The sequence below is a fragment of the Affinundibacterium baiyunense genome (assembly GCF_018139645.1).
Classification (GTDB): domain Bacteria; phylum Pseudomonadota; class Gammaproteobacteria; order Burkholderiales; family Burkholderiaceae_D; genus Undibacterium; species Undibacterium baiyunense.
This window is the reverse complement of the sequence record NZ_JAGSPM010000003.1, coordinates 230829-244159: the sequence shown is the minus strand read 5'-3', so window position 1 is coordinate 244159 and position 13331 is coordinate 230829. Positions and strand designations below refer to the sequence as shown.

At 45.3% G+C, this 13331-nt stretch carries 11 protein-coding genes; 2 read left to right on the top strand and 9 right to left on the bottom strand.

From position 1 onward, the window contains the following. Positions 1–115: 115 nt before the first annotated feature. Entirely contained in the window at positions 116–352 is a 237-nt protein-coding gene (locus KDM92_RS06665) for a hypothetical protein (RefSeq protein ID WP_212683612.1), read from the top strand. Between the two features lie 139 nt (positions 353–491). Here KDM92_RS06665 and KDM92_RS06660 read toward each other — a convergent pair whose 3' ends face one another. The 6 genes from KDM92_RS06660 to KDM92_RS06635 all read right to left on the bottom strand — a co-directional run bounded on the left by KDM92_RS06660 (position 492) and on the right by KDM92_RS06635 (position 6775). After that, on the bottom strand, positions 492–2369 hold the full coding sequence (locus KDM92_RS06660; RefSeq protein WP_212683611.1) for a nitric oxide reductase activation protein NorD: 1878 nt from the start codon (positions 2367–2369) through the stop codon (positions 492–494). Positions 2370–2388: 19 nt separating this feature from the next. Next, positions 2389–3438 (bottom strand): 4Fe-4S binding protein, encoded by a 1050-nt coding sequence (locus KDM92_RS06655; RefSeq protein WP_212683610.1) that lies wholly within the window; start codon positions 3436–3438, stop codon positions 2389–2391. Between the two features lie 13 nt (positions 3439–3451). After that, a complete protein-coding gene (locus KDM92_RS06650; protein ID WP_212683609.1) occupies positions 3452–3853 on the bottom strand; it encodes a hypothetical protein in 402 nt (133 codons plus the stop codon). Then, positions 3850–4737 (bottom strand): CbbQ/NirQ/NorQ/GpvN family protein, encoded by an 888-nt coding sequence (locus KDM92_RS06645; protein WP_212683608.1) that lies wholly within the window; start codon positions 4735–4737, stop codon positions 3850–3852. Before KDM92_RS06645 ends, KDM92_RS06650 begins: the two co-directional genes overlap by 4 nt. A gap of 190 nt (positions 4738–4927) precedes the next feature. After that, positions 4928–6313: a cbb3-type cytochrome c oxidase subunit I gene (locus KDM92_RS06640; protein ID WP_212683607.1), complete on the bottom strand. Its 1386-nt coding sequence runs from the start codon at positions 6311–6313 to the stop codon at positions 4928–4930. 36 nt (positions 6314–6349) lie between these two features. Then, positions 6350–6775 (bottom strand): c-type cytochrome, encoded by a 426-nt coding sequence (locus KDM92_RS06635; protein WP_189345846.1) that lies wholly within the window; start codon positions 6773–6775, stop codon positions 6350–6352. Between the two features lie 505 nt (positions 6776–7280). Between KDM92_RS06635 and KDM92_RS06630 the strand changes: the two genes are divergently transcribed. Then, positions 7281–8045 (top strand): hypothetical protein, encoded by a 765-nt coding sequence (locus tag KDM92_RS06630; RefSeq protein WP_212683606.1) that lies wholly within the window; start codon positions 7281–7283, stop codon positions 8043–8045. A gap of 275 nt (positions 8046–8320) precedes the next feature. Here KDM92_RS06630 and KDM92_RS06625 read toward each other — a convergent pair whose 3' ends face one another. From KDM92_RS06625 to KDM92_RS06615, 3 genes are all read right to left on the bottom strand, one after another. Then, a complete protein-coding gene (locus KDM92_RS06625; protein ID WP_189345843.1) occupies positions 8321–8755 on the bottom strand; it encodes an SWIB/MDM2 domain-containing protein in 435 nt (144 codons plus the stop codon). 760 nt (positions 8756–9515) lie between these two features. Further along, positions 9516–10874, bottom strand: coding sequence for a signal recognition particle protein (gene ffh, locus KDM92_RS06620; RefSeq protein WP_189345842.1), 1359 nt, complete (start codon positions 10872–10874; stop codon positions 9516–9518). Between the two features lie 241 nt (positions 10875–11115). Next, a complete protein-coding gene (locus KDM92_RS06615) occupies positions 11116–13278 on the bottom strand; it encodes a S46 family peptidase (RefSeq protein ID WP_212683605.1) in 2163 nt (720 codons plus the stop codon). Positions 13279–13331 lie beyond the last annotated feature (53 nt).

Here is a 13331-nt window from a genome sequence, read left to right as displayed (position 1 = left end):
TTTTCTGAGTTTTCTGCTGCATTGATTCGTGATGGAATAGCTGCCGTAGCCAAGTACTAGTGATGCCTATTCAATTTTCTTGCTAAGTGTCTAGTACATTTGTGCAGTGCGGACAATGTCAGGCTACGCCCCTGCTTTTGGTAAATCATTGACGGTGGTCAAGAAAGAATCTGAATCAAGGAAAGTCTGCGATAGATCAAACTTGGGACAAAGTTTGCGAGATTTTTCAGATAAAACGAGAGGTAAATACAACGAGTTTCAGAACCCATACTATGCAGTCATTCATTTCATCCTTACTTTGCATGTTGTCGTTCTCGCGGAGGTGAAGTCTGGCGGCTCAAAAGAACAATGACACGCTATCTTTGTTCAGACAGCAATGACATTCCTACATTTATGTATATTGGCCGATTCTGTAATTGAAGATGATTGTCGATAATTTAGTGACCGCACTAATTGCGGATTAGCAATTTAGGCTGGTTGGAAAATTGCACCTAGTGCTCGTTTGTTAACTGTGCATATAAGGGCGGTAATAGTTGTGGTAATTCCGTCGCATCTTTGACCACGATATAGCCTTTTGCACCGAATAGATGTGGTAAGTAGTCTTCTGCCTTCTCATCGATCGTGACACAAAACGGAATTAAACCCATTTGACGTGCTGCGTGTATGGCCACGCGTGTGTCTTCGATACCATAGCGGCCTTCATATTGGTCGAGATCATTCGGTTTGCCGTCGGTTAGAATAAACAGCAATCGTCGTGCATTCTTTTGTTGTTGCAAAATGGCAGAGGCATGCCGTATCGCTGCACCCATACGGGTATAAAAGCCAGGCTTGATCTCTGCTAGGCGCCCACGTATTTGATCGCCATACGGCTCATCAAAGCCTTTTAGCAAATGAAAGCGCACATTGTCGCGCCGTACCGAAGAGAAACCATATAAAGCGAAGCGATCGCGCGTCGCTGCTAAAGCTTCGCATAGCAAATACAAACTATCGCGTATCACGTCAATCACACGCGCTTGATTGTTGACCCAAGTATCAGTGGACATTGATAAGTCCGCGAGTAAAAGACAAGCCATGTCTCGGCTTTGTTGGCGATTATCTAGATACAGGCCTGGGCTAGCTACTGCTAGTCGATGGTGATTAGTAGCACTATTTGCGCCGCAGCGTTCTGCATTAAAACGTACACAAGCATCGATATCAATATCGTCGCCACTCATTTGGCTGCGCAGTCGCTGCCGTTCTGGAGCGAGGCTTTGGAATTGCCGACGTAAACGTTTGGCGGTGGGGCGTAGATGTGCTGGCAAACTTTGAGGTTCTGCATCACGTGCTAATAGCATTTGTATGCAAGCATGTTTGTCGATGAGCTGCTGTTTTTTGTAATGCCATTCTGGGTACAGAATGCCATCGGCAAGCAGTAAATCATCATCGGCTTCCGCTGGAAGATCAAGATCAAAACGCACCCGGCTGGCTGTGCTTTTGCCATCATTGGCAACACTCAGCGCATCAAAATCATTGGCAGCGCGTTGTGCATCAGGATTATCGTCCTCATCTAGAGGTCGATTGACTTTGACATACTCCGCCCAAGAAAACAGACTTTCGGCGCGGAACAACAGCATGAAGGGGCTAGGGTTATCCGGCATGTCGGTGCGTTCCGCCATGCGTTTGCGCTGTTCGGTATCGTTTTGCGCAGCGCTGCCTTGTGCCTGTTCTGGTGTCGTTTTACTGGCTGCTTTATTGCTGACCGCATTGCTCTTGTTAGCCGATTGCAGCCAAAGAATGACAGGGGTGAAAGCAAATTCTTTAGGCGAAGTTTTGATTAACTCTGCGTGAACACTACCAGGATTTTGTAATGCTTGACGTATCAGTAACTCATTCTGTGCTTCATGCTTTTTTAATTGGCTTGGATCTGTGCGCCGTAACAGGCTTGCTTGTACCAAGCGTGCATAGCGTTCTTGCAAAGAAGGGAAGGCGTTTAATAATGCCAGCGTCGCAGCTTGATTGCGTTGTAAATAGGGTGCCGCGGGTTGGACATCGTGGGCAACCAGCGCCAACAACCATAGATATAGTTCACGATTCAGTTCGCGTTCTGGAAAATAGTCGATATACGGGGGTAGATGTAGCGTGCTGTCATCTGCCCATGTTAGTTCTACTTTTTCACCAATTCCTGCGATACGTTCTAGCCAACGGCGACGAGCGCCGTGCGTACTAGCGGAGCCTGATTGCAGATTTAAGCCAGGATCACCACCAAGTGCGCGGAAAAACGTTGCTGCGATGTTTTTCATCTGGGCTAATTCTACCCTTGCTTCGGGATAGCCTTGATAGGCAACGCGGGTGATCAGTTTATCCCATAGACCGCCTATGTATTCTTCCATGACTGTGTTTTTCTAAGGTTCAATGTTGGCTAGTTTTAGCGACGATCTGCTGAGAATTTTCGCCAGTGACGAGATTGTTTTTTTCCAGCTTATTTTCCAGCTTAATTTGAATGACACGTGCGGTACTGCCATTCAACGCGGCTTCTGATTCAGCATAAGCTTGATTCACCCATTCGAGTAAATTGCCTTTTGGGTTGTCGCTTTGGGTTTGCGTGCAGGCGTCGGTGCATTGTCCGCACTGTACACAGGCGAACATCATGCGTTTAACATTGCGCGGATTGAGGCGCATAGGGCAAGCGTGATCGCAAGCGGAGTAACAAGTTGAACAATCTTTGGCTCTTTCGCGCTTAAAGCCGATCACCATTGCTTTGTCATTGCCCATCCAAGCTAGACTTTGAAATAAGCCAAGCGCACAGGCATAGCGGCAAAATAGATGACGTGCGAACATGAATTCGACGAAGAAGGCAATGCTGCCAGCGATCAGAAAGATGCTTTGATTGCGGGTAAGTGTGCCATGCCAGATATTCCCGTAAATTTCTGCAGGTGGTAGTAGATAAGTGAGTAAAACTGTCGCCCAAGTGATCGCGCAAATGATCACCAGTGGTATCACACCGAACCACCAGATTGCGTCGGGTTTTGTTTCACTACCGTCTGGATTGCGTGTGGGCTGGCTTTCTTTTTCCCATAAGCTTTGTTTGCCGATGGCACGTCGTAAGGTTTGATTGATGGTTTCGACAATGGAAAAATGCGGACATAACCAACCGCAATAAATTCGTCCCCATTTCCAAGCGACATAAATCACCGCTGCTGCCACCAAAATGAGGGGCAAGATTGCATGCAGAAATATGGCTTTGGCAGCTTGTGTCGCGGTATCTTTCCCTGCGACGAAATCGTTCAGGCCAAGAGTCCAATCCATCCCAAAAATGATGAAATGCTTGAGATGTAAATCCAATCGAAAGATATCAAAGATGGGTGCAAACACGAATAGTAAAAAAAAGCCGATCTGCGTCATGCGTCGCCATTGTTGTACGGGCACGCCCCATAAACCGATATGTGTTTTCACCTGCATGGGGAATTTCGCTTTAATCGTGGTGTTGGCCAGCAGATTTTCCTATCAGCGGATAGAAATACAATTTGCCAGACAGCGCTTTGGTAAGGGCAAATACCCCAAATAAAATAAACACAGAATGCAAGCACAGCACATAGAGAATTAAAAACATCCATGTGCCAACATGATGCCAGTCACCAAATAATAAAATTCCTGCGCTGACCAAGACCAGCATAATTCCTGCGCAAACACTTGCCCGCATCGCTTGTATTAAGTGACATTGCACCAAAGTCGAGACGTGATCACGATGACGTTGGTACAGCACCAGCAATAAAACAAATGCGAGGAAAGGCAAAATCAAAATGTTGAGCAAATACAGTGTCGCTGCTGTACTAGCAATTTGAATTTCCTGCTTGGTCGGTTCCAGAATTTTCATGACGTTTTAGTGGATACTTTGCCGCTACCAAAGTGGAGTTTAATCACTTCCATCAAGGCAGCGATGGTGTCGAGATCATCGCTTAAGGGTTCTACCAGTGCGGCGGCACAAGCTTCGACTGGCGGGCAGCCAGCCGCAATTAAATTGGCGGCATAGACCAGTAAGCGGGTGGAGGCAGCTTCATCTAAATCATGTTGTTTCAGTTGACGGAAGCGTCGCGCGATATCGACTAAGCGCGTCGCTAACGCCAAATCGATGCCCGCTTCTTTGATCAAAATACTTTGTTCTAATTCGGCATTTGGATAATCAAACTGTATCGCCAAAAAGCGTTGGCGCGTCGAAGGTTTTAGATTTTTTAATAGATTTTGATAGCCGGGGTTATACGACACCACCAGCATAAATTCATTCGGTGCTGTTAATTCTTCACCGGTTCGTTCGATAGGCAGTATGCGTCTGTCATCGGTGAGTGGATGCAAGACAACGGTGGTATCTTTACGTGCTTCAACGATTTCATCCAAATAGCATATGCCACCTTGGCGTACTGCGCGGGTTAGTGGGCCGTCTGACCATAGAGTTTCACCATCGCCTATTAAATGACGACCAACTAGATCCGCTGCGCTCAAGTCATCGTGACATGCAACGGTGATCAATGGGCGTGCTAATTTTGCCGCCATATGAGCGACAAAGCGAGTTTTACCACAGCCAGTCGGTCCTTTAATTAACAAGGGTAATTGGCGTTGATACGCAAGCTCGAATAATGCACATTCATTAGCGACTGGTTGATAGTAAGGAATCTCTACTGTGCTTGAGGCTGTTGGCGTAGCATTTTCTGCAGCGTTTTCGGCAGCATTAGAGAGAAACACTTGATGACTCAAATCATTCATGAAAAACTTTCTTATCAAACTTAGTCAAAATAATTGTTGGTGTGCTTTGCTTTACGCAGACGCGACACGCGTAATCTAATTTATCTGTGTACTACTTCATCCATCTAATTTTGCTTCAGTTCTTACTGACTACGCTGATACATAAAACTAAAAACGCCCGACGATGTTTTGTCGGGCGTTGCTCTGCTGATTAAGCCTGAGATGCACTCTCGGCTTTGTCTCCACCTACAAAGAAGCTAAAGATATATAAGCCCAATCCTAGGGTAAAGACCACGCCTGATGCGAGACGTAGCCAATAGAATATGGCGATCTGATCTTGCGTTGCCATAAAACTTAATGGCGAGGTCGCCACACGTTGCAGCCACACTTGCAACACGCCAGCCGCAGTCAAGAATAAGGTGATGAATACCATAGAAACTGTCATCATCCAGAATGACCACATTTCAACGACTTGTGCACGATTGCTATTCGCTTGACGACCGTGCATTAAAGGCATGGTGTAACTGATTATCGTCATCACCACCATCGCATATGCACCATAGAAAGCCATGTGACCGTGGGCTGCGGTAATTTGCGTACCATGTGTGTAGTAATTCACTGGTGACAAAGTGTGTAAGAAGCCCCACACACCAGCGCCCAAGAATGCCATTACACCTGTACCCAATGCCCACAATACCGCAGCACGATTTGGATGATCACGGCGACGACGATTCACCATATTGAATGCAAACACCGTCATCATGAAAAATGGAATTGGTTCTAAGGCAGAGAATACGCTACCCCACCATTGCCAGTATTCAGGTGCGCCGATCCAGAAATAATGGTGACCTGTACCGATAATGCCTGTGATTAAAGACATCGCGATAATTGAGTACAACCATTTTTCGATTACTTCACGGTCAACTCCTGTGACTTTAATCAACACAAAAGCCAACATCGCACCGAGGATCAATTCCCACACACCTTCTACCCAAAGATGGACTACCCACCACCAGTAGAATTTATCTTTAACGAGATTGCTAGGATTGTAGAAAGAGAATAAGAAGAAAATCGCCAAGCCCCACAAGCCAGCTAGCATGACCAAGCTAATACTTGTCTTGCGACCTTTTAAGACCGTCATCGAAATATTAAAGAGGAACACCAAAGCAACAATCACAATACCGACTTTGGTTGGTAAAGGTTGCTCAAGGAATTCACGTCCCATGGTTTCGAGTAGATCATTACCCGTTAAATGCGCTAATGATGCGTAAGGCACTGCAAGATAGCCAACGATGGTTAACGCACCCGCAACCAAAAATACCCAAAACATCAGCATCGCTAATTTCGGGCTATGTAGTTCGCGTTCTGATTCTTCTGGAATCAAGTAGTAGGCAGCGCCCATAAAGCCAAACAGCAGCCATACGATGAGCAAGTTGGTATGCACCATCCTTGCTACGTTAAAAGGAATCAGCGGAAACAAAAAGTCGCCTATCAGATATTGCAAGCCCATGATCAGACCAAACAGAATTTGGCCAACGAACAGGGCAATTGCCGCGATGAAGTAGGGCTTCGCGACGGCCTGTGATTTGTATTGCATAAAATTCTCCACGAATCGTTGAAAGGTGTCGCGCTCTTAGCCTTCGATATTTGGCGGCCAGTTATTGGTGTTGATCTCTGAGCTATATTTCAGAAACTCGACCAAATCGTTCATTTCTTTTTCATTCAAATTGAACTGTGGCATTTGACGACGACCCGGTGCGCCAGTCGGCTGTGCAGCCATCCATGCCTTAATAAATTCTGGACCACGGCGCTTGTAGACATTGCCTAGCTCAGGAGCAAAATAAGCACCTTCACCAAGTAAAGTATGGCAACCGATACAGTTACGGGTTTCCCAAATTTTCTTACCACGAATGGCAGATTCAGTCAGGTTGGCGCTGTTATCACGCTTAGGAAGCGTATTCATCGTATCGAATGTGAGTCCGAGAAATAACAGGAAGAAAAATACAGAGCCGCCATAAAAAATATTTCTGGCGGTTGACTTGGTGAACGATGAGCTCATGTCGAGTTAACCCCTAGTGAATGCTAGGACATACACAAAACAAAAGCTGGCGCAATTTTGCGTAAGTCCTAAAGTAAATCATAAAAAGCGCTGATTGATCGTGATGACTGCACAGCACTATTTGATGTTGTGGATGTTATTTCCCCACGTCACTGATAGTAAGTGGCTAAGGGTTCGCTTTCCTTGACTGCAGTCAATTTTGGAAAGATGGCAACAGAATTGCGACATCGATATTGACTGTTTCGATACAAGCTTTGAGGCTGATCAAAGCTTGTCGAGATTTATCGATATCCACAAATTTCTCAGGGGCATTGCCTGTTGGTTTGGTTGAGTGAGTGTTGATTGTTGTGAATGGGTGGAGTTGCGTGAGTTGATCAATCAGCGACCAACAATTGAACTGCAACCGATCATAGACTGATTAGAAATCAAACTTCAACTTATTTGAAATTGGTCGCAAGTTCTTTTGTAATAAATTTATAATGATGATTTTAATTCTGGATACTTTATGAAAACCTACTTAGCACGTTTGATCGCTGTACTAGCGCTAGCACTTTCTGTTGGCAATACTTACGCGCTTGATCAGTCTGCAGTAAAGCAGGTTGCTAAGCCTATTGAAGTGAATATTTCAGGTACACGTATCTTGATTCCTGAACCAAAAAATTATTCAGACCCTTCAAGCATGATGCCTGCCATCCGGCAGTTTGGCGAAAACATGACAGCCTCAACCAATCGCTTACTTAGTTTTTTCATGAGTGATGACGATGTCAGAGCCTTGCTCGCACAGAGCGCGCCACAATTACATCGTTATTTCATGGTACAGACTTTACGTGCAGCCGAAGGCGTCAACATGTCTGAACGTGAATATGGCATGGTGCGCGACCAATTGAAGAATCAATACAAGAAATTATTCGACGAAAACGCAGCACGTATGCAAACCGAAATCGACATGGCAGTTGATCGTTTGAAGAAAGATAGCAAGTCACCGCAGGCCAAAGAGCTCAGCTTAAAATTAGGTGAGATGAAAGTGCTGGATGTAATAGGTGATGACAGTTATGTCTCATTGATTGCGAAAACCTTGGTGCAAGCAAACGTGAACGGCGAACTAAAGCAAATCCCTATGGTGATGGGCTTAACCAATACCATGGTCAAAGGCAAGATCCTGTATTTCTTTGCCTATGCGCGACTTAACTCAGATGAAGATATCGATTGGATTAAATCGCAAACAGCGGCTTGGTTGCCCAGTTTATTTGCTGCGAATAAAGTGCAGTGAGTCAGCAAGTCAACATCACTGATTGAGATTATGAAAGCGCCAGCGATTAGATTCGACTTTGATCAAATCTGGTGGCTAGCATTGAAGATGTGACTGGCGTCCTAAATTCGAACAAGCCACTTTATTTGTATTGTTTGTAGAGATGTTGATGGCTCGTATTAGAAACAAAAACGCCCGCGCGATGCGGGCGTTTTTGTTTGGGATTTGGGTAGTAAAATTTACGACCCAAGCATTGCCCAAAGCAATATGGAAATCAAATCCAATTAGAAATCTAATTAGGACAGATGACCAGAAATGAGTTTTGTCATTTCAAACATGGAGACTTGTTTCTTGCCACCGAAAACGGCTTTCAATTTGTCATCCGCATTGATATTGCGTTTGTTTGCTTCGTCTTGCAGCTTGTGCTTTTTGATGTATTCCCAGATTTTCTTGGTGACTTCAGTACGTGGCATTGGTGCTGCGCCAATTACTGCTGCCAACACTGGAGACAAAGTCATAGGCTTCATGAAAGCTGCATTTGGCTTACGCGCTGCTGCTGGTTTTTTAGCTGCTGGCTTTGCTGCTGCTTTTGCAGGTTTAGCTGCTGCCTTCGCCGCAGGTTTCGCTGCCGCTTTTGCTACTGGTTTTTTTGCTGCTGCAGGTTTAGCTGCTGCTTTTGCGGCAGGCTTCGCTGCTGGTTTTGCTGCTGCTTTTTTTGGTGCTGTTGCCATATTGAGGCTCCTTCACAATTGTCTTGGAAAATGCGCCATTTCACGCAGTGCTTATAGTGGTGCCGATTACAGAGTGATGCAAGTGTTTTTTTTTGCTTTTTGCGAAAAAAGTGTGAGAAATCATGAGAGACGTGGTTTTCAGAGGGAAAAATGTCGTTTTTCCTCTGCAGAGTGAGAGAAATGATGGGTTTGTTGTGGATGAAATCGGGATTTGAAAAACGCAAAATCTAGACCTCTCGACACGAAGACTTAGGGGTGGAGATGCAAAATAGAGGACTTGTATGTCTAGATGAATTCGGGTTTTGACCGGACTTTAGAGAGTGAAGTGCATCACATGTTTAAGCGATGTTGTGCTTCACTTTGTTTAGCGCCAAGCACAGTAATGCTTCGGTATTGCGAGGATGAGTTGCGGGGAAATAGTAAGATGAATAAATAAGGGCTTTAGAAATTTAATGATGGCGATGTAGTTTTGTTGGGACAGTACAATGTGTTAATTAAAGAGTGTTGCTTCTATTTTTGTTGGGGCATGTCATAACTAGCTTTGTTAATGAAATGTTGGAAGCGCGGGTTACACCCGCCCTACGATTCTGGAAAACGTAGCGAAGCTAGTTTAGTTTCATTCAAGAAAACGGCAAAACGATTTGCCTACAGAAATTCAATTATAGGGATGCTGCGCTAGGCGCCAAGCACAGCAATACTCAGTTATAGCGAGCATTGGCAACAACGCACAGCGCCCTAGAATTGGATTTATGCAGGTAAATCAACGCATCATGCCTTTCAGACCCCGCATCATTTTCATCATGCCACCGCCCTTGAGTTTTTTCATCATGCTTTGCATTTGATCGAACTGAGCTAACATGCGATTGACTTCTTGAATTTGTACACCGGCGCCAGCTGCAATGCGACGTTTGCGTGAAGCTTTGATTAAATCGGGTTTTGCACGTTCTAGCGGCGTCATCGAATTGATGATGCCTTCCATGCGACGCATTTGTTTTTCGGCATTATCCATATTTGCGCCACTGGCAGCTTGTTGGAATTGTGCTGGTAGTTTATCCATCAAGCTGGATAAGCTGCCCATATTCTTCATTTGCGCCAACTGCATTTTGAAATCATTCATATCAAACTTGCCGCCGACTTTGATCTTTTCTGCCAAGCCTTTTGCCGCTTCGACGTCCATACCTTTTTGCGCGGATTCGACCAAAGCAAGAATGTCGCCCATGCCGAGAATACGGTTCGCCATGCGCGTTGCGTCAAAGGCTTCGAGGCCATCGAGTTTTTCTGAAACACCAGCGAACTTAATTGGCTTGCCAGTGACATGGCGTACTGATAATGCAGCACCGCCGCGTGAGTCACCGTCAAGTTTGGTCAGCACTACACCGGTCAAAGGTAATGCATCGTTAAAGGCTTTAGCGGTGTTGACCGCATCTTGCCCCAACATGGCGTCGACCACAAACAAGGTTTCGATTGGATTCACTGCCGCATGTACGGCAGCGATTTCTTGCATCATCGCTTCGTCGATACCGAGACGACCAGCGGTATCGATGATTAATACTTCGTGATGATGTTTCTTTGCCCAATCCAAAGCAGCTAAGGCGATATCAACCGGTTTGTCATTGATGGTGGTGGGGAAGAAATCGGCACCTGCTTGTGCGGTAACTGTTTCTAGCTGTCCAATCGCCGCTGGACGGTAGACGTCGGCGGATACGGTTAAGACTTTTTTCTTTTTCTTTTCGCGTAAGAATAAGGCGAGTTTACCAACTGTGGTGGTTTTACCTGCACCTTGTAGACCCGCCATTAAAATGATGGCAGGCGGTTGGGTCGCAAAGTTTAGTTCTGATGCGTTTTCACCTAAATCCGCACCAATCACCGATGCGAGTTCTTTTTGTACGACGCCAACGAGTGCCTGACCGGGTGTCAATGAGCCGATTACATCTTCGCCCATGGCCTTTTCTTTGACGCGCGCAATCAATTCACGTACCGCAGGCAATGCAACGTCTGCCTCTAATAAGGCCATACGCACTTCACGCAGCATGTCAGCGGTATTGGATTCAGTTAAACGCGCTTCGCCACGCATAGTCTTGACGACTTTGGCGAGGCGCTGGGTCAGATTGTCGAGCATAGTAAACTTTCTGTTTCAAATTGGTATAAATACGGCATTGCGATATCAGTTTTGAATAAGGCTTGATATCAGCTTAAGGCTCGGTATTTTACTCGAAATGAGGGTGTTTCCTTCGAGGTATCATCGGTTTTGTCGCATGATCGCCTGCTTTCATGCTGTTTGTATAAATAAAAAAGCCACGTTGAATTACCTCAACGTGGCTTCATTTGCTAACTTAGAATGTAATTTACAACTGAGCAGCTTACTCTGCGCCCATTTCTTTCAATAAGTTATCCGCTTTATCAACGTGTTTCATTTGCCACAACATGTAGCGCAAATCTACTTGGATAGAACGGCTAGATGCTTTGTTGTAATCCCAATCAGCGATGATGGAATCCAGAGTGCCGTCAAATGCTAAGCCGATGAATTCGCCTTTAGAATTCAAAGCTGCAGAGCCTGAATTGCCGCCAGTGATATCCAAAGTTGCCAAGTAATTGACGGGAACAGTTTTCAATACTGGGTCAACATATTTACCAAAGTCTTTCGCTTTGATCGCAGCCAATTGATTCGCTGGCGCATTGAATTCACCAGTGCCAGTTGCTTTTGCCGTGATACCTTTTACGGTAGTGAATGCAGTCCAAGTTGTACCATCGGCACCGAATGGACGACTCGCAACTTTACCGAAGGTCACACGCAAAGTGCTATTTGCATCTGGATAAACCGCTTGGCCTTTACTATTCATGTAAGCGATTTTTGCTTTCATGTAGCTGGCATAAGCTTTTTGTGAATTGCCTGCAGATTCCAAATCAGCTGCTTCACGCTTCATGCTTTCGTCAAACATCGCAACTGCAGCTTTGATAAAGCTATCGTTACTTGCTTTGAATTCGTCCACGGACTTATTCAACCATGAAGTACGGAATGCTTTGTCACCAAATTGGCTACCGGCATACATTTGATCCAGCAAGGCTTTCAACTGATCTTTTGTCATGCCATCTTTAATACCCATGGCATTGTCAAAGTTCGCATTGCGTTCAGCGGCTGGCGCTGCGGCGTATTTGACCAAGCTATTTAAGACTAAAGCTTTATCTACTTTCTCATCATAGCTACGTTCTACGCCATCAACTGTTGCTTTGAAGCGTGGCAAATCACGATTTTGGAAACCAGCACGACGTTCTGCATCTGGTTTGGTTTTTTCATGTGCCAAGCGGTACAAAGTACGTGCAGTTGATAAGAAACGTGGAGAAGAAGATGCTAAATAAGATTCTTTCTTCGCGGTCGCATCACGTTTTGCATAGATTTCTTCAATTTTTTCGATGTCTGCAGCGTATTCTGCTTTGGTCTTAGGATTGGAGTTGACCCATGCTTTTAAGTCTGCGTGTTCTTTGGTTTTGCGTTCCAAGATATCGCTGCCTGCATAACTATCCAACATACCTTGACGGTTTTTGTAATAGTTGTTGATGCCAGCAACCATACCCGCATATTTCAAACTAGCGTCTTTGTTGTCTTTGGTTTCAGCAGCGATGATCGCCAAAGTTTCCGCAGAGTTTTTGACGAAATTCGGGTATTCGAAATCGAAAGTGTAAGAAATTTCAGATGGCAAACGATGACGGTTAGTACGGCCTGGATAGCCCAATACCATCACGAAATCACCTTCTTTTAAACCATCTTTAGCCAACTTCAGGACATGCTTAGGTACGTATGGCACGTTGTCTTTGCTGTATTCAGCTGGTTTGCCATCTTTGCTTACGTAAGCACGATAGAAACCATAGTCGCCTGTATGGCGTGGCCACATCCAGTTATCGGTGTCGCCACCAAATTTACCAACGCCTTCGGCTGGTGCATGCACCAAACGGACGTCTTTGATTTCCATCTGTTTAATCAAATAGAACTCTAAACCGCCGTAGAAAGTCGGAATGCTGCAACGATATCCGGCTTCTTTTTCACATGCTGCGATCATGGTTTTTTGATTTTTTTCGATCGCATCGACGCGTGCTTTACCAGTTAATTTTGCTACATCCGCAGTAATTACTTTGTCGCTGACATTGGTAACTTCGGTTGTAACGAAAATGCGTGAGCCTGGGCCAGCAGGTAATTCTTCTGCCAAAGTTTTTGCGAGGAAGCCATCAGCCAGCAAGTTACGTTCTGGTGTCGAGTTGCGCGCCACACTGTCATAAACGCAGTGATGGTTGGTTGCAACCAAACCTTGAGGAGAAACAAAAGATGCAGAGCAACCGCCCAAGCTGACGATCGCACCCATCGGGAACTCGGTCAACTTTGTTAAAGATTTTGGATCTAGTTTTAAACCCGCTGCTTTGAGTTGCTTAGCTATTTGTGGTAACTGTTGCGGCATCCACATACCTTCATCGGCTTGTGCAAAGCCGCCGGTGAGAGTGAGTGCGGCTAAAGCGAAAAGTGATTTTTTCATTTTAATTCCTGCAAAAAAGACTACTTGTTTTTAAACTACTCATCTGGCACATG